This window comes from Saccharospirillum impatiens DSM 12546, from assembly GCF_000423605.1.
Classification (GTDB): Bacteria; Pseudomonadota; Gammaproteobacteria; order Pseudomonadales; family Natronospirillaceae; genus Saccharospirillum; species Saccharospirillum impatiens.
Genome location: NZ_AUIH01000007.1, coordinates 22784 through 49766, shown reverse-complemented (window position 1 = coordinate 49766; position 26983 = coordinate 22784). Strand labels below are relative to the sequence as shown.

18 protein-coding genes are annotated in these 26983 nt (G+C 58.7%); 4 read left to right on the top strand and 14 right to left on the bottom strand.

Features of this window, described 5'->3' with window-relative positions:
- Window positions 1-2 precede the first annotated feature (2 nt).
- Both G565_RS25875 and G565_RS0106765 read right to left on the bottom strand, forming a co-directional pair.
- Window positions 3-1004 (bottom strand): WD40 repeat domain-containing protein, encoded by a 1002-nt coding sequence (locus tag G565_RS25875; protein WP_051207510.1) that lies wholly within the window; start codon window positions 1002-1004, stop codon window positions 3-5.
- Between the two features lie 44 nt (window positions 1005-1048).
- Window positions 1049-1513, bottom strand: coding sequence for an Rsd/AlgQ family anti-sigma factor (locus G565_RS0106765; protein WP_028670248.1), 465 nt, complete (start codon window positions 1511-1513; stop codon window positions 1049-1051).
- Window positions 1514-1935: 422 nt separating this feature from the next.
- Between G565_RS0106765 and G565_RS27580 the strand changes: the two genes are divergently transcribed.
- Window positions 1936-2325, top strand: coding sequence for a flagellar basal body-associated FliL family protein (locus tag G565_RS27580; RefSeq protein ID WP_051207508.1), 390 nt, complete (start codon window positions 1936-1938; stop codon window positions 2323-2325).
- A 164-nt stretch (window positions 2326-2489) separates the two neighbouring features.
- Here G565_RS27580 and rmf read toward each other — a convergent pair whose 3' ends face one another.
- The 3 genes from rmf to G565_RS0106745 all read right to left on the bottom strand — a co-directional run bounded on the left by rmf (window position 2490) and on the right by G565_RS0106745 (window position 7168).
- Window positions 2490-2696: a ribosome modulation factor gene (gene rmf, locus G565_RS23280; protein ID WP_051207506.1), complete on the bottom strand. Its 207-nt coding sequence runs from the start codon at window positions 2694-2696 to the stop codon at window positions 2490-2492.
- A gap of 156 nt (window positions 2697-2852) precedes the next feature.
- A complete protein-coding gene (gshA, locus tag G565_RS0106750) occupies window positions 2853-4538 on the bottom strand; it encodes a glutamate--cysteine ligase (protein WP_245584144.1) in 1686 nt (561 codons plus the stop codon).
- A 305-nt stretch (window positions 4539-4843) separates the two neighbouring features.
- Window positions 4844-7168 (bottom strand): Tex family protein, encoded by a 2325-nt coding sequence (locus G565_RS0106745; protein ID WP_028670246.1) that lies wholly within the window; start codon window positions 7166-7168, stop codon window positions 4844-4846.
- Window positions 7169-7776: 608 nt separating this feature from the next.
- On the opposite strand from G565_RS0106745, the gene mnmH reads away from it, so the two are divergent.
- Entirely contained in the window at window positions 7777-8883 is a 1107-nt protein-coding gene (gene mnmH / locus G565_RS0106735) for a tRNA 2-selenouridine(34) synthase MnmH (RefSeq protein ID WP_245584143.1), read from the top strand.
- Window positions 8876-11041, top strand: a complete 2166-nt coding sequence (gene selD, locus G565_RS0106730) for a selenide, water dikinase SelD (RefSeq protein ID WP_028670244.1) — start codon at window positions 8876-8878, stop codon at window positions 11039-11041. Before mnmH ends, selD begins: the two co-directional genes overlap by 8 nt.
- Window positions 11042-11276: 235 nt before the next feature.
- Here the strand turns inward: selD and pbpC are convergent, their stop codons facing one another.
- From pbpC to G565_RS0106710, 3 genes are all read right to left on the bottom strand, one after another.
- Entirely contained in the window at window positions 11277-13598 is a 2322-nt protein-coding gene (gene pbpC / locus G565_RS23275) for a penicillin-binding protein 1C (RefSeq protein WP_037338061.1), read from the bottom strand.
- Entirely contained in the window at window positions 13598-18469 is a 4872-nt protein-coding gene (locus tag G565_RS0106720; protein WP_028670243.1) for an alpha-2-macroglobulin family protein, read from the bottom strand. The genes pbpC and G565_RS0106720 overlap by 1 nt, the downstream gene beginning before the upstream one ends.
- Window positions 18470-18893: 424 nt before the next feature.
- Window positions 18894-20072 (bottom strand): GGDEF domain-containing protein, encoded by a 1179-nt coding sequence (locus G565_RS0106710; protein ID WP_028670241.1) that lies wholly within the window; start codon window positions 20070-20072, stop codon window positions 18894-18896.
- A 239-nt stretch (window positions 20073-20311) separates the two neighbouring features.
- On the opposite strand from G565_RS0106710, the gene G565_RS23265 reads away from it, so the two are divergent.
- Entirely contained in the window at window positions 20312-20731 is a 420-nt protein-coding gene (locus G565_RS23265; RefSeq protein ID WP_051207504.1) for a DUF1294 domain-containing protein, read from the top strand.
- A 27-nt stretch (window positions 20732-20758) separates the two neighbouring features.
- On the opposite strand, the gene G565_RS0106695 is transcribed toward G565_RS23265, so the two are convergent.
- The 6 genes from G565_RS0106695 to hemB form a co-directional block, all read right to left on the bottom strand.
- Complete coding sequence (locus G565_RS0106695; protein ID WP_037338059.1) at window positions 20759-21550, bottom strand: tryptophan 2,3-dioxygenase; 792 nt, start codon at window positions 21548-21550, stop codon at window positions 20759-20761.
- A 310-nt stretch (window positions 21551-21860) separates the two neighbouring features.
- The gene (gene pdxH, locus G565_RS0106690) at window positions 21861-22499 is read right to left on the bottom strand and encodes a pyridoxamine 5'-phosphate oxidase (RefSeq protein WP_028670239.1); all 639 of its coding nucleotides are present in this window, start codon (window positions 22497-22499) and stop codon (window positions 21861-21863) included.
- Between the two features lie 35 nt (window positions 22500-22534).
- On the bottom strand, window positions 22535-23353 hold the full coding sequence (mutM, locus tag G565_RS0106685; protein WP_028670238.1) for a bifunctional DNA-formamidopyrimidine glycosylase/DNA-(apurinic or apyrimidinic site) lyase: 819 nt from the start codon (window positions 23351-23353) through the stop codon (window positions 22535-22537).
- A 325-nt stretch (window positions 23354-23678) separates the two neighbouring features.
- Window positions 23679-24935: a transcription termination factor Rho gene (rho, locus tag G565_RS0106680; RefSeq protein ID WP_028670237.1), complete on the bottom strand. Its 1257-nt coding sequence runs from the start codon at window positions 24933-24935 to the stop codon at window positions 23679-23681.
- Between the two features lie 177 nt (window positions 24936-25112).
- Complete coding sequence (gene trxA, locus G565_RS0106675; RefSeq protein ID WP_028670236.1) at window positions 25113-25439, bottom strand: thioredoxin TrxA; 327 nt, start codon at window positions 25437-25439, stop codon at window positions 25113-25115.
- A gap of 201 nt (window positions 25440-25640) precedes the next feature.
- Window positions 25641-26642, bottom strand: coding sequence for a porphobilinogen synthase (hemB, locus tag G565_RS0106670; protein ID WP_028670235.1), 1002 nt, complete (start codon window positions 26640-26642; stop codon window positions 25641-25643).
- Between the last annotated feature and the right edge of the window lie 341 nt (window positions 26643-26983).

The window sequence follows — 26983 nt, the reverse complement described above, 5'->3', positions numbered from 1 at the left end:
TTTCAGAACGCGTAGAGGTAGCCGTCTGATCCCAGCGCCCATAGTCGTTCATTACGCCATCTCATATCAAGTATCGTCGCACTTTGGTAGGTGCTGCGCCAAAAACCGCCGATTTGCCATAGGCCCGTACGCTCTCCGGTCGCTACATTGAACTGCAGTATGCGACGGTGGGTGGTACCGATCAATAACCGACCGCCTGACTCAAACCGGGCGCTGTATATACGCACGTCTCCGGTGGCCAGCTCAGCTGTTTGTTCGCCGGTTGCGAGATTCCACAACTGAGCCGGTTCATCGGCCGGGGCCAGCAGCGCCAGTCGGGCATCACCGGTCAATTTCACCAGCTTGACCTGGTTGGGCAGCGTAAAGGTTTGCAAGCGCCGGTTATCGGTCACGCTCCACAGCCGGGCGGTCAGATCTTCCGAGCCGGTCAGAGCAATGCGAGCGTCATCTGACAGGGAGACACTGATGACCGGGCCATCGTGATTGAAGGTTCGCAAAACGCCGCCGTTGATCGCATCAAACAGCACTGCCCGGTTATTACTAAGCCCCAGTAGCGCAAGACTGCCGTCGGCAGAGAGGTCGATTGCCTGAATGCGCGCGGGAGCAGTCCAATACCAGACCGGCTCTCCGCTGCGAGTATTCCACAGCGCGAGGTTGCTGTAATCGGCCGTCAGAGCACGCTGGCCATCGGCGGAGACATCGGTGTACAGCAGTTCGGTGTAACCGTCGGGGTTGTGGTTCCAGTTAAACTGGCGAGCAGGCGGGTGCAATGTCCAGAAGCTGCCACCATGATGAATAGAGCCAATAACAGCGCCGTTGGCGTTAGGGGTCAGGGTGCCGTGATAAGCGCCTCCTGTCGCCACCTCGAATTGACTGTCGGGAGATTGCGCAAAACAACCGGTCAGGGCCAGCGCAGTCAGTAAAAGGATGGCCAGCGACTTCCCGGGTACAGGCAGCTTTGACCGGACGCGCCAGACAGCGTGTTGTAAGGCAGAACGAGCCATGGCGGTCGCCCGGCCTAGCGAGGGTTGGCAGGTGCAGAGGTCACTCAGGCGACCTGCTCTTTATGAATGTTGTGCAGCCGTTCGATCATCTGATCTTCCATCTCGAACCGCTCGGTCATGGCTTCACCCAGCTTCGACAGGTCGGTCGGCAAATCGCTGACATGTTGCTGAGTGTGATCCCGCGTATCGTATTTATCGTTGAAATCAACTATGACCCGGGTGGTGGCTTCTACTTTGGGGTAGAGTTTTCTCGCAAGCTCGAGGCCGCCATCATCGAATTCCCTGGCTTCTCGAACCAGTTGCTCATAGACCTCAAAGTGGCCAGCCGAGACGTAATCCATCAGCGATTCGCAGAAAGACTGTAGCAGGGTACTTTGCTGGTCGGCTGCTGTATCCGATGAGATATCGAAGTAGCGCACCAGGGTTTCCTGGCGCTGACCGAGCCAACGGTCGATCATTTTGTGGGTACCGCCCCACCGCTCCCGGGCTGTTTTGCAATGTTCGAGCATGCGTAACTCCATTCAACTGTTAGTCGTATTAGCGGCAACAGCTCATCATAATGCTCTGATAAACGAATGTCGGTGCCGGGGCTCCCGACATCTGGCCACTTGTGTCAGGCCTCAAACTATAGGCCAGCCGTGGATTTGGGACAACAACAGCCTGAGTAAAGCTCATCTATACGCGTCGTCAGGGTGGCTTTGTTTGCACCCGGGCAATCTGATTCGCACCAGGGGAGATCCGACAAGGTCCTTAATGTTCACCGGTTGCGGTCGATAGAGATGTCAGCGCAAGTTGTTTGAATGCAGGCATTGGCCGATCAATGGCATGTTGTTGTCTAAGCTGGCTATACTGAGCCTTGGGGTTTACCTGACATCAGAAGGGGTGTTGTTTGTTGTCGATACACAGCGTTTTCAATCGGTATTGCGGACCGGTGGGCATCTTCGTTCTGTTGTCCTCATTATGGTTATTACCGGCTTCCGCAGAGGATGCTACGAGCACGGGACCAACATACGTCGAGCTTGAGCCGAGCTTTACCATTAACTACGGTCAAGGCTCCCGGCTGCGCTACTTGCAAGCGAGCATCAGCCTGCTGGTGCCCGATGGTGGGGCGGCGCTGGAGGTAAGCAGTCACTCGGATGCGATTCGGCATGAAATTATTATGCTGATCAGCGCACAAGACCGGGAGACGCTGACGTCGACAACCGGTCGTTCAGCGCTGCAGGTTGATCTGCTGGAGCGTATACAGGCGTATCTGGAGCAGGAAACCGGCGCCCCTCAGGTAGACCAGGTACTATTTACCGCTTTTGTGATTCAGGGTTAGGATTAATGCCGGTAGACGGGATGCAGCGAGAGTCTCTGTCGGTGCCATTCGGATGCGACTGACCTTGCCAGAGGTTGTCGATCGTTAGCGCGCATTCACGGGCAAGGCTGATGGAAAGCTGGGTAGGCAGGTATCGTGAGCGGTAACGGCCCTGCTTTCGATGATCAGGCTCGTTTGTTACTGGCCAGGAAAGCCGCATCAGCGCTGGGTTTTACGCCTTTGTGACGCTGAAATCCGTCATCCCAGCCGGCTTCCCAGGCAGCGATCAGAACGTCGTTTTCATAGGGGGATGAGTCGGCTCCCTGGCCCGTCAGGCCAGTCATGTAGCCTTGTTGGTAGGCCTTGTTGAGCGTTTCCAGCGTCCAGTGCATGGTTTCCAAAGACCCTGTCTCCCTGTGATCGATCCGAACATCATACGACGATTCAGCATCTTAACCGGAAGTTGGTTCACAGTTTCAGCAATAAAGATTGATAGTGTGAACCACGTCACATTATTGAGGTCGATTGGTTAACATTAATTGCTTGAACTACTGCCGTAAATACGACGCCAGAAAATTGTCAAAACTGCCCTGATCGGCTTTTTCTATCTCTGCTTGTTCAGTCAGGCTGCGTTGAGCCTCAGCGTTACGGGCTGACTGTTCTTCACTGGTTAAGGTCTCAACCGCGAGGCTTTGCCGGTGTTGTTCTGCCAGAGTTTGTGAAGCCTGGCGGAAAGAGCCTTGTTGCTTGATCAGCTCCAGAAAGCGGGCGGAGGGGGTCAGCGAGACATCATCGACCTTGGCCAGTTGTTTCGCCACGGCTTGCTGGTAGCGCTCACCACCGAGCAAGGCATCCATTTCGACCGCAAGCTCCGACAGTGAGCGCAGCACTTTGTAACCCTGGTCTTGTAACCGGACGGATTCACCCTGAATGCTCAGCATTAACTCCGGGTCCCGACCAAAGGCCGCGACGTTGAGGTTGTTCTCACGAAGCTTGAAGCACTCGTCTTTGGGAACCAGGCCATTGTCCTGAACCAGACACCAGAACAGGAATAAATCAACAAACACCATGCGTTCAGTGTCGACGCCCAGCGGGGTGAAGGGATCTATGTCGAGGCAGCGCACTTCAATGTATTCAACGCCCCGGTCATTCAGTGCGCGAATGGGCTTTTCACCGCTTCGAGCCACGCGTTTGGGGCGCAAGTCACTGTAATATTCGTTTTCGATCTGCAATACGTTTGCGCTGATCTGACGGTAGTCGTCCCCGACTTTGGTACCCAGCGCCTGATACGCCGGATAAGGCGTGTGAATGGCGTCGGTTAGGGTTTCGGAATAGGTTTGCAGGCTGTTGAAGCACACGTAGAGGCTGCTCTGGGCGTTGTTGGAGTAACCCATATCACTCATGCGCAAGGTAGTGGCGAATGGCGAGTACAGCGTGTCTTCTCCCAGCTCGAGCAGTTCGGTGTGGCCTTTGTGGCCAAAGCTGCGATCAATCGCCGGTGATGCGCCAAATAAATAGAGCAGTAACCAGGAATGGCGACGAAACCCGCGAATCAGACTAAAGTATTCTTCATTGATGAAACGTTGCAGGCTCCCTTCCCAGCCAGAGCGCTGTGCCCAGTCCTGCCAAAAGTCGGCGGGCATCGACCAGTTGTAGTGAACGCCGGCAATGGTCTGCATGACACGGCCGTAGCGATGCCAGAGACCATGTCGATACACCGTTTTCAACTTGCCTACGTGGCTGGTGCCGTATTGGGCAATGGGGATGTCGGTTTCTTGCGGCAGTGCCGCTGGCATGCTCGATGGCCAGAGCCGTTCATCGGGCATCTGTGTATAGGTAAAGCGATGCAAGCGCGTCAGTTCATCAAGCGCCGCTTCCGGTTGGCTGTGAACCGAGGTGATGAACTCAAGCAATGATTCAGAATAGTCGGTGGTGATCGACGGATGGGTCAGAGCAGACCCGAGCCCCCTGGGGTGCGACGTCAGCGCCAGGTGCCCTTCACCATCGACGCGCAGGGTTTCCCGTTCGATACCGCGATTAAAGCGTAACCAGGCGGGGTTGAGATCGGCCATATGGCCCAGGCGAGTCAGCGTTGGCAAAGAAACATCCTCAAAAACGATCACGGTGGCGCAAGCACCCAAGGCACTGTGGGTTGGGGCAGGCCAGTAAAGTTCAAGCAGTGGTTGGTTGTACTGGCTGCCTTTCGGACCATAGGGTACGCCTGCTGTGGGCACGCCGTAAATCTATCCATGGAGGCTCGGAGACCGCATTCATGCGGTCTAACGGCCCACACCAGGCGCACCCTATGATCCTTGGTTGAATCTGTGGCAAGGAGTCTGTCGGACTTAGGCTGAATCGGCTGCGCAGGCGGGACAACGGCCAAAATATCCGCAAATTTCGAGCATATTGGCCTACTGTACGCACGAAATTTGTGACCATTTGGACTCGCCGTCCCACTCCCTTGAGTCAATCCCCTAAGTCCGGCAGATTCCTTGGGAGCCACTTCAAATCACTTTAGCAGGCTATATCGCTGCGTCGACTACAAGCGGCCGCCTTTTTTCTTCATGGCTTCCTGCAGCAGCGACGCCATCGCGGTCTGGCCACCGGGCGCTGCTGAACTTTGGGATTTGTCCCGACGCGGGGCGGAGTTGCGGCGGTTGTTGCTGCCGGTGTTTTGATCCCGGTCTACAGGCTGAGCCTCATCGTCCAGGCGCATGGACAATGCGATCCGGTTGCGGGCGACATCGACATCCATGACTTTGACCTTAACGATTTCACCGGCCTTGACCAGCTTGGACGGGTCGTCGATGAACTGATGGCTCATCGCCGAAATGTGCACCAGCCCATCCTGATGCACCCCCACGTCAACGAAAGCCCCGAAGTGAGTGACGTTGGTCACCACACCTTCCAGTACCATGTTCTGGCGCAGGTCTTTGATGGTTTCAACGCCGTCCTGGAACTCCGCCGTCTTGAATTCAGGGCGCGGGTCGCGACCGGGCTTTTCCAGTTCCTGCAGAATGTCGGTGATGGTCGGCAAGCCGAAGGTATCATCAACGTATTGCTCGGCTTTGAGCGACCGGACAAAACGGCTGTCTCCAATCAGCGCCGATACGTTGCGACCGGTATCGGCGACGATGCGCTCAACCACCGAATAGGATTCCGGGTGCACGGCTGAACCGTCAAGCGGGTTATCGCCGTTCATGACTTTCAAAAACCCGGCTGCTTGTTCAAAGGCTTTCGGGCCCAAACGGCTGACGTCTTTCAGCTGCTTGCGATTTTTGAACGCGCCGGCCGCATCCCGGTGCGCCACAATGTTATTGGCAATGGTGCTGTTCAAGCCGGACACCCGGCTCAGCAAGGGGGCTGAGGCTGTGTTCAGGTCAACACCAACACCGTTTACGCAATCTTCCACCACGGCATCCAGCTGACGCGCCAGCGCTAGCTGGGATACGTCGTGCTGATATTGGCCGACACCGATGGATTTGGGTTCAATTTTCACCAGTTCCGCCAGCGGGTCCTGCAAACGACGGGCAATCGAAATGGCGCCACGTATGGTGACGTCCAGGTCCGGAAACTCGCGGGCTGCGAATTCAGACGCTGAATAGATCGAGGCACCGGATTCGTTTACCAGCAAGGCCTGGGCCTTAATGTCCGGGTGGGACTTGAGCACGGCTTTCACAAAGCGCTCGGTTTCCCGGCTGGCGGTTCCGTTACCAATGGCAATCAGTTCGACGTCGTGCTTTTTGCACAGCGCCACCAGCATCTGTTCTGATTCGCGGATTTTATTTTGCGGTGGTGTCGGGAACATGGCTCCGTGGTCCAGCACTTTGCCGGTGGCATCGACCACCGCAACTTTGACACCGGTACGCAGACCCGGGTCGAGACCGATGGTGGCCTTAGGCCCGGCCGGTGCCGCGAGCAGCAGGTCTTTCAGGTTCTTGGCGAAGACATCAATGGCGGCTTTCTCGGCCGATTCCCTAACCCGGTTGAACAGGTCGGTCTCAATGTGTGTCAGCAGTTTGACCCGCCAGGTCCAGCGGATCACCTCGCCCAGCCAGGCATCGGCGGCACGCCCGTTGTCTTTGACGTTGAAGTGCTCGGCGACGATGATTTCACCCTGGCTGGTGCTGCGCGGCTCTTCACCGGCAATAACCAGAGACAGTTGTAGAAAACCTTCGTTGCGACCCCGGAACATGGCCAGCGCGCGGTGACTCGGCACTTTTTTGATGCCTTCGTTGTGCTCAAAATAGTCCTGAAACTTGGCGGCCTCATGCTCTTTGCCTGCAATGACGCGTGCTTGCATCTCGCCATGCTGCCAGAGGTATTCGCGCAACTTCCCGATCAGGCCCGCGTCTTCGGCGAAGCGTTCCATCAGAATATAGCGTGCGCCGTCGAGCACGGCCTTGGTATCGGCAAAGCCGGCATCAGCGTTCAGGTAGCCTTCGGCTTCTTTGGCCGGGTCCAGTGACGGGTCGTTGAACAGGGCATCGGCCAGCGGTTCCAGCCCGGCTTCAATCGCGATCTGGCCTTTGGTGCGGCGCTTCTGTTTATAAGGCAGATACAGGTCTTCAAGCTCGGTCTTGGTGGTCGCCGCTTTGATATCCCGGCTCAGGCTGTCGGTCAGCTTGCCCTGCTCTTCGATGCTCGACAGGATAGCGGCGCGACGGTCTTCCAGTTCGCGCAGGTAGCGCAACCGGTCCTCGAGATTACGTAATTGGGTGTCGTCGAGGCCGCCGGTCACTTCTTTACGGTAGCGACTGATAAAGGGCACGGTAGCACCCTCGTCCAACAGGGCCACGGCCGCCTTAACCTGGGCGTCGGCGACATTGAGTTCCTGGGCAATACGATGTTCGATGCTGCTCATAAGACGATGACTCGGTGAAGCGTAACGGGAAGCACGCATCATTAGCCAAAGCCGCACGCATTTCAAGGGCCGTTACAACTCGCTAACATCTTGATTTATAAATAAAACAACCACAGGGATGGCCGGCCCGGTTGTTGACAGTTGCTTTCGCTGTTGTACCGGGAATCCGTAACGGCAGCCGGGTAGGTCTGGTCGGGGTCGTGCGGGATGCCGCCCACTTAATCCGTCCATGGAGCCTAGACCGCAGCATCCCTGCTGCGGACTACCCCGGCCAGACCTACCCGGCCACCGTTACTTGACTGGTTGCCTGCATTGGTCTCAAAAATAACTCATTACTGGGTAAGTCATGGTTTGCTCACAAGCTGAACCTCTCGGAAATCTGGAAGATGGCAACCAACCGAGTGCTGGCTGCCGGGTATACCTGTTCGGGGAAGTCCACAGCATGGATGCTGTGGTCTAGGCCCCACGGACGGGTTCACGCCGACCCCGAACAGGTATACCCGGTGGCCTGCACGGACTCATGACTCAAAAGACAACCGAACCACAGGTTGCCTGAGGGGATACCGAACCGCATAATCGCCCGAGCCATTCTTGCCCAGAGGTCCGCCGTGCGCGACCACCACCGCGACGATATTGACGCCAGCCTTGATCTGTTGCTTGACCAGACTCCGTTTATGGACGTTCGTGCTCCTGTTGAATTTGAACACGGGGCCATTCCCGGCGCCGTTAATGTGCCGATTCTGGATGATGACCAGCGCGCTGCCATCGGTACACGTTACAAGGAAGCAGGCCAGGAAGCCGCGATTGAACTGGGACTGGAACTGGCGACGCCTGATATCCGGACCGACCGGCTGGAGGCCTGGTCGCGCTTTGCCAGCCAGAATTCGAATGGGTACCTCTATTGTTTTCGCGGCGGTCTGCGCTCCAACACCACTCAAGCCTGGTTGCGCGAAGCGGGCATTCACTACCCGCTGGTGCGGGGTGGTTACAAAGCGCTTCGGCGCGTCTTGATCGATGCCTTCAGTGAGCGGCTTGCATCGAGCAGGCTTCAGCTTTTGGCGGGGCCGACCGGCAGTGGCAAGACTGAGGTCATTCAGGCCTGGCCGGTTAGCCTGGACCTCGAAGGTCGGGCGAATCACCGGGGCAGTGCCTTTGGCGCCACCTTCACGCCACAACCCGCTCAGATTGACTGGGAAAACCAGATCTCACTCGACTGGGCGCGTCTCGATGGGTTGGGTAATACGCCGGTGCTGCTGGAAGACGAAGCCCATTTGATCGGGCGTATTCATCTCGTCCCTGAGTTGCACGAACGCATGCAGACCTCGCCCGTCATCGTATTGGAAGCATTGATGCAAGAGCGGGTTGAGCGGTTGCTGGACGATTATGTGAACCATGCGTTGCAGCATTTTCGCCAGCAGAATCCGCAGAACCCCTGGCCGTTACTCGGTGACTATGTGAGCCAGAACCTGCATCGCATCCGTAAACGGCTGGGCGGTCTGCGCCATGATCAATTGCAACAGGCGGTGCCAGAGGCCGTTGAGGCGCTGGCCCGGCAAAGCGATCCGGGCGGATTTCACCGCATCATTGAAACGTTGCTGACCGACTACTACGACCCCATGTATCGCTATCAATTGAACAGCCGGGATGGCCAGATCCTGTTTCGCGGCGATCATTCAGCTATATTGAGCTGGCTGGATCAACAATCGCATGTTTGAACGCGACCTGGTTCTCGTCGGCGGTGGCCACACCCATGCCCTGCTGATCCGCCAATTGGCCATGAAGCCGATTCCCGGGGTACGGGTCACCTTGGTGTCCGACGCTACGCTGACGCCCTATTCCGGCATGTTGCCAGGCCTGGTGGCCGGGCATTATAAGTCGGATGAGGTCCATATTGATCTCAACCGGCTGTGTCGATGGGCCGGAGTTCGGTTTATACAAGGCCGAATAACCGGGGTGGACGCCGCTGCCAAAACGCTGTCTGTTCACGACCAGCCTGACCTGGCTTATGACAAGGTGTCTTTTGATACCGGCTCTACCCCCGACCTGAGCTTGCCCGGTGCGCGCAGTTTTGCCATCGGTGTCAAACCGGTCAGCCGTTTTTATGCCAAGTGGCAACAACTGCTCGATACCCATGATTCGCACCGCAACGAACCCGACCGGCATTGGGGCGTGGTGGGCGCCGGGGCCGGTGGCGTCGAACTGGTGCTGGCGATGGCGCACCGGCTGGGGCCAGACAGCGGCATTCAACTGCACCTGGTCTACCCCGGCGACACTATTCTGAACGGTTACCCCCGGCGCTCCATCCGGGCCGCTGAAAACGCACTGCAACGCCAGGGCGTGCGGTGCCATTCCAACTTTCAGGTCAGCGCCGTCAAAAAAGACGGCCTGGTTGCGGCCAATGGCAACGCCCTGTCGCTCGATCAGACTGTCTGGTGCACCCGCGCTGCCGGGCCCGACTTTCTCGCCAGGAGCCGGTTGGATACCAGCCATAGTGGTTTTCTCTCGGTTAACCGCTTTCTGCAGAGTACCTCCGACCCGGATGTTTTTGCGGCCGGTGACGTCGCCGACATGGTGTTTGACCCACGGCCCAAAGCCGGGGTCTACGCCGTGCGTCAGGCGCCGTTTTTGTACGATAATCTGCAGCGGGCCTTTGCCGGACAGGCGATGAAACCCGTGCGACTGCAACGGCAGTTCCTGTCGCTGCTGTCGTTGGGCGATTGCCAGGCGGTCGGGCACAGAGGCTGGTTTGTTGCCAGTGGCGCCTGGGTCTGGCGCTGGAAAGACCGCATCGACCGCGTTTTTATGGACAAGTTTCAGACGCTTGGCTCTCAGGCCATGAAGGCGGCTCAGCCCGAGGAGGCGGCCGGGATGCATTGTGCCGGCTGCGGCAGCAAACTCGGCCCGGCCATTCTGCACGAAACACTCAGCACCCTGGCGCGCACCGACCGGCCCGGGCTCACCCCGGCGCTCGACACTGCCGAAGACGCTAGCCTGTGGCAACCCACACCGGGCCTGGCACAGGTACAAAGCCTCGACGGCTTTCGCAGCTTCAGTGAGGATCTCTATCGATTTGGCCAGGTCTGCGTCAACCATGCCCTGAGTGATTTGTACGCCATGGGCGCGCAACCGGTCTCGGCGCAAGTCTGGATCAATCTGGCGCATGCGCACCCGCGCTTGCACAAAGCCGATTTCCGTCGGCTGATGCAGGGCATCCATCGTGCCCTGACCGACCAGCAGGTGGCGCTCGCCGGCGGCCACAGTACTGAAGGTGCTGAAACCCACGTCGCCGTGGTCGCCAATGGAGAAGTCGACCCGGCCCGGGCCTGGCGCAAATCCGGAGCCCAACCCGGCGACGTGCTGATCCTCACCAAACCCCTCGGCACCGGCGTGATCTGGGCGGCCGATGCCGAAGCCCGCGCCCCGGCCAGGGCCATCACCGCCGCCTGGGACAGCATGCTGATCAGCCAGCAAACGGCCTGGGAGGCACTGTGCACCCTGACCCCGCACGCCGTTACCGATGTGACCGGCTTTGGTTTGCTCGGTCACCTGCTGGAAATGGTCGGCACTGACGACATAGCCGCGCATGTGAACCTGAGCGCCATTCCCGCCCTGCCGGGTGCTCGTGACTTGCTGCAACTTGGCTTGCGCTCCAGTCTGCACCCGCAATTGCTGCCCTACACCCTGGAGTGCAGTGGCCTCGAATCCGTCAGCGAGGCCGACATCGCTCTGCTAATCGACCCCCAAACTTCGGGTGGTCTTCTGGTCGCATTGACGCCTGATCAGGCCGAAACCTTGTTGAACCAGGTGCCTGGCGCTCGAACGATAGGTCACATTGCCCGGCTCTCCGGGGATAAGAAGGTGGTGCTGGGTTAGCTTCCCGGGTTAACCATTCGCCTCGATTAAACCTGCCAGTCGATCAAGGACCGCCGGATACGCCTACTGGAGACCGTGAGACCGCAGGGATGCGGTCTGCGAGCCCCCATGGAAGGGTTTACGGCGTGCCTCCGGTAGGCGTATCCGGCGGTCCGACCACCACCTCATCTGGAAAAGGTGCCGATTTCAATTCAGTCTGCGAATTGTTAACTCGGGACAACTCGTGGCACAACCACTAACGGACCCGTGTCTGCAACTGGATCCGGTCACTCTGACCACTGTGGTCGACCAGTACGATCTGGTAGCGGTGCAGTGGTGTCAGCGCGAGTTCCAGCTCTGCATCCTGAGTGGTCAGTTGCTCGCCGTTCAGGTACCAGTGAAACGGGGGCTGGCCGCCCTCGGCCCAGAGCGCCAGGTTGATGCCCTGCTCAGGGTCGACCATTAGCCGGGTGCCGTCTGACGCACCTTTCAGGGCCAGTGGTTGCAGCGCGACAGACACCAGTTCTGGCGGGCAACGCGGGTCGACACCGGGCAGTCTTGCCTGGCTGCGCCACTCTCCCCTTAACCAGCCTTGCACCGGTGTCGGCCACAGGGCAACTCGCGTTCGGGTCGCTGGCAGGTCACAGCCAAGCGGGACCTGGAGGTTGGTGTCGGCGTTTAAGTTGACCGATGTGATTGGCCGGTTAAAGCTCAGGCTGGCCTCGCGGCTGTGCATCCAGGTAGGCGGCAGGGTGCCGTCCAGTACCCAGGCCGGGTGAGTCTGATCGCACAATGCCTCAGGCTCGGGTTGACCGCTGGGCCAGCACACCGTCTCACGGGTCACACTGGCAGGCCGGGCTGGCAGCGCCGGGTTGTCACCGACCATGGCCGCGACTTGCGCCAATAAAGGCACGGCGGTCTGGCGGCCAAAGTGGCTGGGCAACGCTGACCCATCCGGCTGCCCGACCCAGACACCCAGGGTGTGATGCTGGCTGACCGCCAGTGCCCAACTGTCCCGGTTGCCATAGCTGGTGCCGGTTTTCACCGCCAGTCCAGGCAGGGCGTTGTCGGCATCCAGCAGGGATCGGCGGATGATCCAGGCAGCGCCGTCTGACATCAGCGGGCTTTCGACGCGCGGGTCAGAGGGCGACAAGCGCGGCTTGATTGTCTTGCCATCGCGACCCAGTGCTGAATACAGCCGAACCAGGCTTTCCAGCGAAGCGCCCACCCCACCCAGGGCAACGGCGAGGTTGGGGCGGGCATTGGCGGGTAATTCAAGCGCGCCACCGGCCTGCTGCAGCGCCAGGTAAAACCGCGCCGGGCCGATCTGCTCCAGCACCTGCACTGCGGGCAGGTTCAGGCTCTGTTGCAGGGCACTGGCCAGCGTGACCGGGCCGCTGAACCCACCGGTAAAGTTCACCGGCCGGTAGTCGCCAAACCGCAGCGGTACATCCAACAGCAGACTGGCGCTGTGCACCAGCCCCAGATCCAGCGCCTGAGCGTAGATAAAGGGTTTGAGGGTCGAACCGGGTGAGCGAATCGCTGAGACCATATCAACGTGAGCGGCCCGGGCCGGGTCGGTGAAATCGGCAGAGCCCAGGTAGGTTCTGACCAGGCCGGTGCGGTTGTCCATGATCATCACGGCCGCCGAGACCTGGCGGTCGATCGACTGCACATAGGCGGGCACCAGTGCCTCAACCTGGCGTTGCCAGTCGAGGTTCAGGGCGGTGAGCCGGGTCAGCTCCGGTGCCGATTCTGTTGCCGCTGAGTCGACCAGCCGCCGTGCCAGCAACGGGGCGGTCTGGTAGCGCTGAATCGGCACGGCGACGACGCGCTCCTGGCGCGCATCGGCGACGCTCTGTGCCGACCAGACGCCGTAATCGGCCAGGCGTTGCATCAGCTTGTTCCGGGCCGCCTCTGCTCGCTCCGGGTGGCGATCCGGCCGGTACCGGCTGGGGGCCTGGGGCAAGACGGCCAGCAAGGCTGCCTGAGCCCGGGTCAGGTCTTGTGCCGGGTACCCGAGATACGACAACGAAGCCGCCTGAACGCCTTCAAGCGTGCCGCCAAAGGGCGCGTGGTTCAGGTAATAGGTGAGAATCTCGGCTTTGCTGTAATGCCAGTCGAGCTGCAGCGCACGCACTAGCTCCTTGAACTTGCCCGCCAGCGTTCGGGGTTCCGGGTACCGCATCCGGGCGACCTGCATGGTTAAGGTCGAACCGCCGGAGACCACTTCCCCGTGCCAGAGCGCCTGACCAGCCGCGCGGATCAGGGCGAGCGGGTTTACCCCGGGGTGGCGGTAGAAGAACCGGTCTTCATAGCCGATCAGCGCTTCCAGGTAATAGGGCGAGACATCGGCCAGGGACACCGGGTAACGCCAGACACCCTCTGCATCGGCGAAGGCCCGTAACAACTCCCCCTCAGTGGTGGTGACTACCTGACTGCCCGGTCGTGGCGTCAGATCAACCGGAGCGATCCGGTCGATCACCATCATGGCAGCAGCGGCCAACACCATCAGCCCGCCGGGGATCCCCAAAGCGACGATCCACCGGCGCTGCCTGAAGCGGGCCAGGCTGAACATCAGCGTGGCAACACGACCAGACGGCCGGGCGAGCGACCCAGGCTCTGGATATCCGGCCGGTACATATCTTCCACATAAGCGCCGGGTATGGCGTACTCGCCGGGCGTCACCGCACGAGCCAGGTAGTACAGCACCTGGCCCTGCCATTCGGAGACATCCAGAGCCGCGACATAACGGTCGTCGCGAACTTCTTCATAGGCCACCCGGTTGCGGAAATAGTCGCCGACCGAATCGCCGTCGATGCGCACGTCATCGAGGTTCACACTGGCGTTGGCCAGGTTCTGGTTTTCGATCTCCAGTCCCGCCGGCAGCAGATCGACCAGCAAGGCTTCGGGCACCCGGGCCTCACTGGTGACCGACAGGCGTACGATGACCAGATCCCCGGTGGTCAGCGGCTCGGTGATGTCGAGCGGCTCACCCTGAATATCATAGGTGTCGCGCTCCACTCGCAACGTTTGGGCATAGGGCTCGGGCGCTTCAAGCGGTGCTCCGCTGTAGACCAGGCTGGCGTAGATGGGCTGATCGCCGGCTTCAATACCCCGCAAGCTGGCCAGTTGATCGCCATCGATCAGCGTATTGAAGGCCCCTTTCCGGTCCAGACGCTGATCGAGCGAGTCGAGTTTGAGCGTCGCTTGCCAGGGTTCGGCTCGGGCTGAGAACTGGAGCGCCAGTTTGGCCAGTGCGACGCGCTCCTGGGTGCTGAACCACTGTTTTTCACGCATCAGATCGGGCACACGTTGCCACAAAGGCCCGGCTTCGAAGCCGTGTTCAAGGGCCAGTGCCAGCGTCAGTGCCGCATCGCGCAACGGGCTGCCGTAATCGCTGTAATAGCGATGACGCTCACGTTGCACGGTCATGCCCTTGTCGGCGGCAACGGCGGCCCGCTGAGTATCGCCCTCGGTTTCAAGGGCGACGGCCAGCTGCATCCAGCCCAGGCCCGACTGATCGTAGTCACGTTCAAGCGCCTGATCGTAGAGCCGGCGCACGTCACTGAGAGACCCCTGTCCCGCTTTAGCCAATACGGAAGCGGCATAGGCGCGCACGGCGAACTGCTGATACGCGGCGTCATCGCTCCAACCGGTAACACCGAGTGAGCCGCGCAGCAGGCCCTGCAGCGTAGTCAGCGTGCGGTCGAGCCGGTCGGCATCGACGGGCATGCCGAGGCGGCGGGCGTCGACCAGCAAATCGGCTGCATAGACGGTGCCCCAGTGCGCATCGACTGAACCCGAATCCCAATAACCAAAGAGCCCGGAATCCTTCTGCTTGGCCAGTGTGCGGGCCAGGCCGGTTTCAATTTGAGTGCGTCGGAACGCCTCGGTGTAGGGTTCCTCGAACCGGCTTTCCAGAGCCTGCACCAAGCCAAGATCCCGGGCCAGTTGCGGGTTTATCAGCAGCCAGGGGTAGGTCGAACTGATGGTTTGCTCCAGGCAACCGTAAGGGTAATGCAGCAGGGCTCGCAAATGCTCGGCGAAATCGATGGCGGGCCGGTTCGACAGGGTCAGTTGCGCCTGAACGGTATCGGCGATCAGGTCGTCGGTGCGCGGTTCGGGTTGCCACAGCGTTTGTGCGTCGATGCGGGTGCGCTCATACCGGGTCTGCCAGGGGTGGGCGCTGCGCACGCCGAGCGACCAGGTTCGGTTGATGTCGAGATCATCGCCATTGCTCAGGCGCACGGCGATGTCGCCAGTGCCGGTCTCGTGCCCGGCATTGAGCGCAATGCGCAGCGTGGTTTTCTCGCCGTCTTTCAAAGTTAGCCGGTCAGCCGGCTCGCTAGCGCTGATCGCACCACCGATGGCGATGTCGACCGACAGATCCTGATCGGCTCCGGAGAGGTTGTGAACATCCAGAGCCAGGGTGCTTTGGTCGCCAAACCCCATAAAACGCGGCAGTGCGGCCTCGACTACTAGTCGGTCGGCGACCTGGGTTTCGGCTTCGGTGCTGCCAAAGCTGCGTTCACCCCAGGCAACGACCATCCACTTCAACCGGCCATTGAAGTCGGGCAGATCAAAGCTGACCTCAGCCTGACCATCGATAAACTCGACCGGTTCCGACAGGTACGACAGGATGCGCACATCGCTCTTCGGTTCCTCGCCGCCGCGCGACAGCGCATCGTCACTTTCTGCAAAACCGCCGCCGAACCGCTGGCGCACCATGTCGAGCCCGAGGTTATTGATGATGCGGTGATACACATCCTGGTACTGGGCCTCGAACCGGCGCGGTGAAAAGAAGAACTGTTCCGGTTGGGGCCGCTGATAGCGGGTAATGTTAAGCACGCCCATATCGACCAGCGCCACGGTGGCATACAGTCTCTGGCCGGCGAAGTCATCGGCATTCTCAACCGTTATTTCGGCCTTGATAGGTTGGTTTGGCTCCATCCGGTCAGGCGCGCTAACGGTCACCTCGAATTCACGGTCTGGTCGCTGCATGGGCAGGTGAATCAGCCCCAGGGTGCGTTTCGGGGCGACCTCAGTGACCTGATTGGCCGGGGTCAGCAACATCAGCGACACATACAGGTCGTGGCGATTCCAGTGGGTATCCGTCGGCAAGGTAATTTCCGATTCACCCGCTTCGAGGTCCTGGTGTGTCGAGTACAGGACTCCGGCCTGGCTTTCAACGTTGATCAGCGCACGCCCTGCCGCTGGAGCAATCACGCGCAATGTGGCGGTTTCACCGGGTTCGTAGGCATCCTGATCCAGCGTCAGCGGAATCTGATCGGGTCGTACCACTGACGAGTCCGCATCGCTGTAACCACTGTACTGGGTTCGGAAGTAGTAGACCGAGCGCGCACCGCCTTCGTGGGTCACGCGCAGTTCGTAATCGCCCCATTGCACTGGTAGCTGAACCTCAACGCCGTCTTCGGTTGTTGTCAGGGTGCGGGACTCGGTGACATAGCGGTTCGCGTCATATCGCCAGCTCCAGCCGTTATCCTCGTCGAACCACCAGTAATATTCACGATGATCGCGAAACAGCTGAACGCTTACCTCGCCATCAATGGCTGCGCCGTCTTTTGACAGTGCGAAGACTTTAAAGCCGACGTCAGCGTTCGCGGCTGGCCGGTCCTGAAACAGGGGCTCAATGCCCACCAGCGTTTCGACGGGTGGCATCAGGATCAGTTGCTGGTTCCGCGTGACCGGTCGGCCGCCACTTTCATACAAGCTGCCAGCGACATTAAACGCCAGTGGCACATCCGTATTGCTCCAGGCGTCGGGCAGGGTCAGTTGCCCGGCCCCGGTGCCATCGAGGGTAATGGCGGTCAGGCTCAGGGTGTCGGTATCCAGCGGCTGGCGGGCGTCACCGACGGTGAGGTTGGGCCATTGCTCAAACACCCGGGTGATCGGGCGTACGGTCGCCAGGGCGTCAACCTCATTACCGGCTGCCGGTGCGCCATACAAGTAGTCGCCCTGAACAGGAATGTCAGCGGGCAGGGTGCTCAGGCGCGGCATGCGGTCGGTACCGCCGGGGAAAAACGACAGCGTCATCCTTTCAGGCAAAAACGTCTCGACCTGAAAGTTGTAGGTCTCGCGCTGTACCGCACGGTCGGGTTCGACGATCCATTGCCAGGTGCCGGTGGCGGCATCGTCGGGCAAGGTCAGGCTGTGCTGGTACAGGCCAGAGGGGCCCGCGCGCCAGGCAATGTCTTCAATCTTGCGGCCACGGGGATCGTACAGGTGGGCTTCCAGGGTCGGGTTGGCGATCGGCTGGCCATCGTAATCGCGACGCAGCATATTGATTTGCACCTGTTCGCCAGGCCGATACAGGTCTCGCGGACCGTAGAGAAAGCTCTGCTGATCGCGGTGGCGTTCGGTAACGTTGCTGTAGGCTGACAGGTCCAGTGCCGCCCGGTCGAGCCGGACATAGCTGGTCTGGTTGCCCTGGCGTGCAACGATCAGCCGGGGCTGGTCGTTGGTTTCCAGGCGGTGTTGCCCTTGCTCATCGGTGCGCGCTACTCGGGTGTAGCCAGACCGGTTTTGTTCGTGCCAGTAATAGGTCAGTTCAACGCCTTCCAGCGGCTCGCCGCTGCTAATGGCGTTCAGTTGCACCTGAATTTCACGGCCGTAAACGCGTGCATGCAGACCGAGGTCCGACAGGGTAAAAAAGCGGGTATCAAACTGGTAGTCATAGTCGCCCGGCTGACGCAACACGGCTACAAAGAAGCCGCTGTCATGCTCGTCCAGTACCGGGTCGAGGTTCAGGTTGACGCTGGTGCGTGTGTTGCTTCGCGGGTCTACCTGGTAGCGAGCACTGTGCGCCAGATCGGCGTAGTCATCGAGCTCATTGAGCGTAGAGTAATAGGTTCGGCCCGAATAAAACGTATAGGCCAGAAAGGCTTCAAGCCGGTCGTCTCGTACCCGAAACACGTCGAGCTCGACCTCACTCTGGTTCACCACTGTAACCGGCAAACCGTTTTGAATATCGCCCACCAGCAACTCCCCCTGGCTGGCAAAGCTGGCCGAGGCCACCATCGGCCGGGTGGTGATCTGCCACTGGTCTGACTGTCCGTTCATCGCATTGTCGGCCACGACCGACTCTGTGGTCAGGCGCTGGTTGTCGACCGACCGGGGTTTGCCGGAAATGCGGATCTGATACGTGGTACTGGGCTCCACAAACGGAAGTGTCCAACTGACTCCGCCGTCATTGCTGATCCAGTAGCTGCCATCGGCCGGCGCGGGCTGTATCGTCACGAAGGCGTCGAGGTCAGTCTGAGGGTCCAGTGCTTCGGTGAACCTCAACGTCAGAGCAGGCGCACCTTCGTACTGGGATTCGAACACCGTGGACACATAAAACTCAGCCAGGGCGGGCTGGGCAAACGCCAGCGTCAATAGCCACAACAACCCAGCGCCAAACCAGCGCGGCAGAACAGATCCTTTCATCTCAATAATCCTTGAGTGTGAGTCAGTTGGGCGAGTATACCCAAAGTCGTGCTAAAACACGGCCCGTCAAAGCGCGGTTGCCTGTTATGTCACGGGTATTGCCTCTGCCTTCCAACCCGGCGACAAACAGTGCTACTTTTCCCCTGCCAGACTGACACTTCGGCCTGTGGACGCAAGCACAAAGATGACTCTCAACCAACAACTTGATCACATTTTCCAGCAAGAGTTCGCCGGCTTCTGGCCACGCCCATTTCTGGCAGAACGAGCTTTGCACCCGATCGACACGTCCACAACAGCGGTGCGGAACAAACGAATGGCTCAGGTAATGGCAGAACCACAGTTAAGCCCAGGTGTGAACCCCATGCCTTTCGGCGGAAAGCGGCTTATTTACGGAGGTTTTGAACGCGTGGTTGACTACTGACTTCTAGGCAGGCGCACCCTGCCCGGGCGAGCTCGACTGAGCGGGGGTGTGAAAGATAACCTTGTTACGTCCGTTTGACTTGGCGCTGTACAGAGCGTGATCAGCCTGCAACAGCATGTCCTGAACGTTAGCGTGTTCTTTCTTGCGCTGGACGCCGCCCACGCTGACGGTAATCTGAATGGCCTGGCCATCGACCATCACCGGTTTCTGGGCCAGGCACCGGCAAAGGCGCTGGGCGATGTCGCGCGCCTCGTCGGCGTCGATCCCGGGTAACGTGACCGCAAATTCCTCTCCACCCAACCGGGCCAGAATGTCCTGCTCTCGTAATTGAGCTTGCAGTGTCTGAGCCGTCTGTTGCAAGCAATGGTCGCCAATGGCGTGTCCCCATTGATCGTTGACCTGTTTAAAATGATCGAGGTCGATCATCAGAACGCTGAAGTCGGAAACGGCTCGAACCGACTCGTCGAACAAGTCGTCAGAAATGTTGAAGAAGGCGCGTCGATTGAACAGTTGGGTGAGTTCGTCCTGGTTGGCCAGACGTTTCAGGCGTTGTTCGGTGGCGACGTAGACCAGCAAGGGGAACAGCATTGAGGTGCCCGTCGTCAGCAGAACGTGACTGGACAGCACCAGCTCATAGATCCAGCCTTGAGGCGCTGCAGTCGAGCCCAGTAACAAACCGGCCAGCACCAGTAAGACGACAGCGTGGGCAATATAGAGTGACAGAAGCAGTAGGCGCGGTGCGGTGTTGCGCAGTGAAAGCTGACGAATCCACAGGGCGCCAGTGGCAAAACACCCGGCCATCAGCATTGCCGTTACCGCGTTGAAGAACGCTTTATTCGAGTAGCTCGCAGCCAGCACGGCGACGGCCAGCACAGCGGCAGTCAGCAGTGTTTTACGGGTCACTCGCGGCGACAACTCGGCCCCAATAAAATCGAGGATGCCCAGTATGGCGAGAACAGGCGCTGCCAATAGCATTAGATTGGCCAGGCCATAAGTCACCACCGGCAATTCAATCGAGGTCCGGGCACTGGCCAGTGCAATGCCCAGCGAGAATACCAGGCAGGACAGCGCCCAATGCAGAAAGCAGGGTTTGCGTTTGCTTAGATCGTAAATGACCACCATCAACAAACCGAGCAGGGCATTCAGGATCAGAGTGATGGCGATTAGAGTTGGCAGGTGCAACAGCTACCTCTTGGTGACGCGATTGGCTAAATAGAATAGCCTATGGCGTCTTGGAATTCACACTCACCTCAACAGCTCTGTTTTCATTGACCAGCCTGCCACTGGCACCGAGTGGTCACTGAACCAGCATATTCAAGCTTTTACCAAGATAGGCGGTTGCATGCAGACCGTAACTTTTACAGTGAAGCCAACGTTCGATGACAGAAACTGCCAAAAAACTGACCGGGAAACGAAGATCCATGACCGATACGTCAACACATCGGCGCACTACCCCACTGACGGTTTATGCGTCGTCTGTCTTCATGGTCGCGCTTGCGATCGCCTATGTGAATGGAATGGTGCCCAGAACGCTGGTGTCGCTGTATTTGGTCATGAGTCTGTTGTGCTATGCCGCCTATGCCCTGGATAAAGAGGCCGCACAGAAGGGCCGTTGGCGCATTGCCGAAAACAGCCTGCATTTGCTGGCTCTGTTCGGTGGCTGGCCAGGTGCGCGACTTGCTCAGCACCGCTTCCGGCATAAAACGCAAAAAGCGGCGTTTCGCCGCTTGTTTTGGGTAACCGTAGCGCTGAACCTCGCCGGTCTCGCCTGGCTGATGACACCCGCGGGTTCGGCTGCCCTTCGTGCGTTTTTGACTCAGCTTTACCAGGCCGTACCTTAATTCAGAGGCTTGATGTAAGTGCCTGACTCAAGCAGGCGCACCAATGCGGGCGCGTATTTCCCACAAATCGGGGAAGACAGGCTTGAACAAGGTGTTGATCAGGTACTCGGCACCGCTTGAGCCGCCGCTGCCCATCCGGGTGCCAATGGTACGTTGCACCATTTTGACATGCCGGTAGCGCCACTCTTGCAAACCTTCATCCAGATCGACCAGCAGTTCACACAACGATGCCAACTGGTGGTCGGATTGGTAGATGGCCAATAACGCTTCCTGCACATCGGCATGGGCTTCGGTAGCCGCCGTCGGCTCAGGCTGAGTGACCGATGCCGGAATCGCGTAGCCCCGGCGCGCCAGCAATTGCATAAACACCTGCCACAAAGACCGGTCGTGATAGGCGGCTTCCAGCATCTGACGACCAACACTGCCCTCCGGTTGAAACGTCAGTGGCTGCGGCCGTTTGTGGCCCAATGCAAATTCGATGGCCCGGAACTGATAGCTTTGAAAGCCACTGGCAGTGTCGAGCCGACTGCGGAAGCTTTCGAACTCAAGCGGCGTCATGGTCTCCAGAATATCGATCTGTGACACCAGGGTTTTAAAGATTTTCAGGATGCGCTTCAGGGTGTGATCTGCACGGGGCAGTGCATCGGCATCCAGCAATTCAACCAAAAACTCCAGCTCATGCCGAACCTGTTTGAACCACAGCTCGTAAGTCTGATGAATAATAATGAACAGCAGTTCGTCGTGCTCTTCCGGGTCGGACTTGGGGTGTTGCAGGTTGATGAGGTCATCGACTTCAAGATAGGTGGCGTAGGTCAGCATAGAGGCTCTTGGTCCGGGTTATTCAAGCCCCGGATGCTAACCGGATTTCGGCCAGGGCGCACGGCGAAGACCAATCAGACAGAGTGTTACCGGGTGGAAGCTGAATTATACGGCGGTGTTACTGTGGCGTCACAGGCCCCGGTTAGGCCGCTGTAAAAGTAGGAGGTCAGTCCCCTGAGCGGCAGGGAGCATAAGTAACCGCTGACAATGAATACTGGCAATAACAGTATTCACCGGCCCGGATACTTCCTGTCGCCCACGAAGTGGCCTCCTACAAAAACACGTCAAGCCATCGCCATCGCTGAATGATTTACGGCTGCAATCGCTGCACCATCCACACCTGGCCTTTGCGTTCGTACATAAAGCGATCGTGCAGGCGACCGCTGCGGCCTTGCCAGAATTCAACGCGCTCGGGCACAACGCGGTAGCCGCCCCAAAATGGGGGCAGTGGTATCTCCTCGTTGCCAAACCGGTTGGTCATTTCCTCAAAGGCGCCATCCAGCGCCTCGCGGGAGTTGATGTTCTGGCTCTGGTGGCTGGTCCAGGCGCCGATCTGGCTGGCCCGTGGCCGGGAGTGAAAATAGGCTTCCGACTCAGCTTGGGAGAGTTTCTCCGTTTCACCGTATACGATCACCTGGCGCTCCAGCGCCAGCCAGGGAAAATGCAGGCTGGCTTTGGGGTTGGCGGCCAGGTCTCGGCCCTTGTGGCTGTCGTAATTGGTGTAGAACACGAAGCCTTGTTCAGTCAGGCCTTTAAGCAACACGACACGCTGGCTGGGCTGGCCGCTGGCATCCACAGTGGCCAGCACCATGGCGGTAGGGTCGGCGTTCAGGTCGGCTTCGACCGCCTGGCTCATCCAGTGTTCGAACTGGGCCAGCGGGTTCGCGTCGAGATCGTCCCGGTTCAGGCCACCCTGTAAATAGTCGCGTCGTATGTCTTCGAGTTTCATTTGGTTCTCCTGAAAAAGGCGGGCGTTCCAAGGCGTCAGCGGGTCTGGCATTGGGGGCAGAAAAAGGTGCCTCTATTGCTGGTTCGAAATTCGCGAATCAGCGTCTGACACCGGTGGCAAGGCAAGCCGGTGCGCCCATAGACATTCAGTGACTGGGCAAAATAACCTGGCTTGCCATCCCCTCCTACGAAATCACGGAGGGTCGTGCCCCCCTGACTGATCGCCAACGCCAGCACCTGCTTGATATGGCTGACCAACAGCTCGCACTCTTTACGAGTAATTCGCCCTGTTGGTTTATGCGGATAGATACCGCTGAGGAAGAGCGCCTCATTGGCGTAAATGTTCCCCACGCCAACAACAATACGCGCGTCCATGATGAAGGTTTTGATCTTCGTCGTGCGTTTGCGACTTTTTATGAACAAATACTCTGCGTCAAACGCATCGGTCAGTGGTTCAGGCCCGAGGTGTGCGATCAGTTCATGCTCGGCAATCGGTGCTTCGGTATAAAGCCAGGCGCCAAAGCGGCGCGGATCGTTGTAGCGCAGGCGCACACCGTTATCGAGCTCAACGTCGATGTGATCGTGCTTGCCGGGCGTCGGATCATCAAGCAACACCCGCACACTGCCCGACATGCCCAGATGCACGATCAGCATGCCGCGCTCCAGCTCGATCAGCAGGTATTTGGACCGCCGGTGGGTGGCGATAATGCGCTGATCCTGAACTTGCCCGGACAGTTCCGGTGGTACCGGCCAGCGCAGGCGAGCATCGCGAACCGTAACCCGACTGATACGGCGGTTCAGAATGTGCGGTTCAATACCACGGCGGGTGGTTTCGACTTCGGGTAGTTCAGGCATGGTCTACTTATTAAAAAATTGAGAAAGGATTATACACTCAAGGTTTGGAGCTCGCTGTGAACAGAGTGTTGGCTACCGGGTCTGCCTATCCGGGGAAGTCCGCAACATGGATGTTGCGGTCTAGGCCCCATGGATGGGTTGAGTGGGCGGCATCCCGCCCGACCCCGGATAGGCAGGCCCGGTGGCTGACACGGAATTATGGCGCTATATCCAAATCGGGCTCCAAATCTTGAGTCCACTAATGTTCAGGTGGATAGATCAATAAACCGCAGGCACAAAAAAGCCGGAGACGTTTACCGGCTCCGGCTTTTTTAGACTCAGACGATCAACCCTTCATGGATTTGAAGAACTCGTCGTTGGTCTTGGTCTGCTTCAGTTTGCTGGTCAGGAAGTCGATCGCGGCGACGTCTTCCATCTCGGCGAGCAACTTGCGCAGAATCCACATACGCTGCAGTTCTTCCGGGCTGGTCAGCAACTCTTCGCGACGGGTGCCGGAACGGCGCACGTTGATCGCCGGGAAGATGCGTTTCTCAGCGATCTTGCGGTCCAGGTGCACTTCCATGTTACCGGTGCCCTTGAACTCTTCGTAGATCACTTCGTCCATCTTCGAGCCGGTGTCGACCAGGGCGGTAGCCATAATGGTCAGTGAACCGCCTTCCTCGACGTTACGAGCCGCACCGAAGAAGCGCTTGGGGCGCTCCAGGGCATGGGCGTCGACACCACCGGTCAGTACTTTGCCAGAGCTCGGTACAATAGTGTTGTAAGCACGCGCCAGACGGGTAATGGAGTCGAGCAGAATGACCACATCCTGCTTGTGCTCGACCAGGCGCTTGGCCTTCTCGATCACCATTTCCGCGACCTGAACGTGACGCGCCGGTGGCTCGTCGAAGGTCGAGGCGATGACTTCACCGCGCACAGAGCGCTGCATGTCAGTCACTTCTTCCGGGCGTTCATCGATCAGCAGAACGATCAGGTGCGTTTCCGGGTTGTTGCGGGTAATCGCCTGGGCAACGTGCTGCAGCATCAGGGTTTTACCGGCTTTTGGTGGCGATACAATCAGGCCACGCTGACCTTTGCCGATGGGCGAGACCAGATCGAGAATGCGGTTCGCCAGATCTTCGGTTGAGCCATTGCCGGATTCAAGAATCAGGCGCTCTTCCGGGAACAGTGGCGTCAGGTTCTCGAACAGGATTTTGTTGCGCGTACTTTCCAGCGGCTCATAGTTGATCTTGTCGACCTTGAGCAGTGCAAAGTAGCGCTCGCCTTCCTTCGGCGGCCGGATCTTGCCCGAGACGGTGTCACCGGTGCGCAGATTGAAACGTCGAATCTGGCTGGGTGAGACATAAATGTCATCGGGGCCCGCCAGGTAAGAGGCAGTGGCCGACCGCAGGAAGCCGAACCCGTCCTGTAAAATCTCCAACACACCATCGCCCCAGATGTCTTCGCCGCTTTTGGCGTGACGTTTGAGAACAGTGAAAATCAGATCTTGTTTACGAGACCGGTTCAGGTTGTCTAGTCCCATTCCCTTGGCAATTTCCAAGAGCTCGGGCACTGGTTTGGTTTTTAAGTCACTCAGGTTCATAGGGTTTGCGGTTTAATTAGTCTTGGGAAGATGATCGGGCAGGCCGCCCGGAGACGTGGTTGGAAGCGTAGATAAAACAGGTTTAAGGCACTATAGGCCGAGTCGGCAGGGGTGTCCAGAAAAGTTTCGGCCACCCCGGTCGTATTCAGGGCCAGACTAACCGGCCCGGGCACTCGATCACAGATTGCCTTGAATAAACTCGATCAATTGGGTCTTGGACAGAGCGCCGACCTTGGTCGCCACTACTTCACCACCGCGAAACATCATCAGCGTTGGGATACCGCGAATGCCGTATTTTGGTGGCGTGTTCGGGTTGTCATCAATGTTCAGTTTGGCCACGACCATGTTGTCGGCGTATTCGGTGGCCACTTCTTCCAGAACCGGAGCAATCATTTTGCAGGGGCCACACCATTCGGCCCAGTAGTCGACCAGTACCGGTTTGTCGTTGCCCAGTACGTCGGTTTCGAAGCTGTCATCAGAGACGTTTTTAATGTGTTCGCTCATTAGGTTCTGTACCGTTCTCTTGGCTGATAGGAAATTGGGGTGATGCGAAAATCGCAATTCGACAGGCAGCCTAACTCAGGAATCCGGCTGCTGTCCATTGGACTGTGGTCGATGCCGACCGGTACAGTCCGTTTCCATCAAAGTGACTGCGGTTTGCTCACAATTCAAGGTCCAATCACTGAAATTAAGGTCTAATCGACGTTATCCGCCATTTTTGGCCAGGTTTTGTGCGGCGGCAACCGCAAAATACGTCAGAATGCCATCGGCACCAGCTCGTTTAAACGCCATCAGGCTTTCCATCATCACCGCATCCAGGTCCAGCCAGCCGTTCTGCGCCGCCGCCTGATGCATGGCGTACTCTCCGCTGACCTGGTAGGCAAAAGTCGGTACCTGCAGTTCAGTTTTGACCCGGTGAACGATGTCGAGGTAAGGCATGCCGGGCTTAACCATCACCATATCGGCACCTTCCTGCAGGTCCAGCGCCACCTCATGCAAGGCTTCATCGCTGTTGCCCGGGTCCATCTGGTAGCTGGCCTTGTTGCTTTTGCCCAGGTTACCGGCAGAACCGACGGCATCGCGGAATGGGCCATAATAGCTGGAGGCGTATTTGGCCGAGTAGGCCATGATTTGGGTATTCACCTGCCCGGCGCCTTCCAGCGCCTGGCGAATGGCACCTATTCGGCCATCCATCATGTCGCTCGGGGCGACCACATCGGCCCCGGCTTCCGCCTGGGACACGGCCTGCAGCACCAGGGCTTTTACGGTGATGTCATTCAGTACATAACCGCTGTCATCGATGATGCCGTCCTGCCCGTGAGTGGTGAACGGGTCAAGCGCGACGTCGCACATGATGCCCAATTCCGGATAAGCCGCTTTGAGCGCCCGGGTCGCGCGCTGCGCCAGGCCGTCGGTATTATAGGCTTCTTCAGCCAGCAGTGATTTTTTGTCAGCAGGCACCACCGGAAACAACGCCAGCATGGGAATCCCCAGCGCAACCCAGTCAGCCGCCGCTTCAACCAGCAGATCGACCGACAATCGCTCGACGCCCGGCATGGAAGGCACGGCCTCACGCTGTTGCTCGCCTTCGAGCACAAACACCGGGTAAATCAGGTCGTCGACACTGAGGCGGTGTTCGCGCACCAGGCGGCGCGAGAAGTCGTGCGCGCGCAGGCGGCGCAGGCGAGTCTGGGGAAAATTCCGCAAGGTAAGGCTCCAGCAGGATCAGTAAGGGAGGTCGAGTTTAGCAAAGGTCGACCAGTGACAGGAACACCAGTCGCCCCGGGCAGTCTAACTCGCTACAATAGCCGCATTGTCTTATTAGTTGCGTTCCTGATAACTCGAGTTTAAAAGTTCGCACTGCATTGAGTGCCAGGTGTCCGGCATGTCTATCCGGGGAAGTCCGCAACATGGATGTTGCGGTCTAGGCCCCATGGACGGGTTCACGCCGACCCCGGATAGACATGCCGGGCGACTGGCACGGATTCCCGCACCGTAGAAAACTGAACTTTCAAACTCGAGTTATCAGGAACGAGTCCATTTACAGT

Coding starts and splice junctions, on each gene's coding strand:
- G565_RS25875 (WP_051207510.1), bottom strand. CDS start 1,004: ATGGCTCGTTCTGCCTTACAACACGCTGTCTGGCGCGTCCGGTCAAAG.
- G565_RS0106765 (WP_028670248.1), bottom strand. CDS start 1,513: ATGCTCGAACATTGCAAAACAGCCCGGGAGCGGTGGGGCGGTACCCAC.
- rmf (WP_051207506.1), bottom strand. CDS start 2,696: ATGCACTGGACGCTGGAAACGCTCAACAAGGCCTACCAACAAGGCTAC.
- G565_RS0106745 (WP_028670246.1), bottom strand. CDS start 7,168: ATGAGCAGCATCGAACATCGTATTGCCCAGGAACTCAATGTCGCCGAC.
- selD (WP_028670244.1), top strand. CDS start 8,876: ATGTTTGAACGCGACCTGGTTCTCGTCGGCGGTGGCCACACCCATGCC.
- pbpC (WP_037338061.1), bottom strand. CDS start 13,598: ATGTTCAGCCTGGCCCGCTTCAGGCAGCGCCGGTGGATCGTCGCTTTG.
- G565_RS0106720 (WP_028670243.1), bottom strand. CDS start 18,469: ATGAAAGGATCTGTTCTGCCGCGCTGGTTTGGCGCTGGGTTGTTGTGG.
- G565_RS23265 (WP_051207504.1), top strand. CDS start 20,312: ATGACCGATACGTCAACACATCGGCGCACTACCCCACTGACGGTTTAT.
- G565_RS0106695 (WP_037338059.1), bottom strand. CDS start 21,550: ATGCTGACCTACGCCACCTATCTTGAAGTCGATGACCTCATCAACCTG.
- pdxH (WP_028670239.1), bottom strand. CDS start 22,499: ATGAAACTCGAAGACATACGACGCGACTATTTACAGGGTGGCCTGAAC.
- mutM (WP_028670238.1), bottom strand. CDS start 23,353: ATGCCTGAACTACCCGAAGTCGAAACCACCCGCCGTGGTATTGAACCG.
- rho (WP_028670237.1), bottom strand. CDS start 24,935: ATGAACCTGAGTGACTTAAAAACCAAACCAGTGCCCGAGCTCTTGGAA.
- trxA (WP_028670236.1), bottom strand. CDS start 25,439: ATGAGCGAACACATTAAAAACGTCTCTGATGACAGCTTCGAAACCGAC.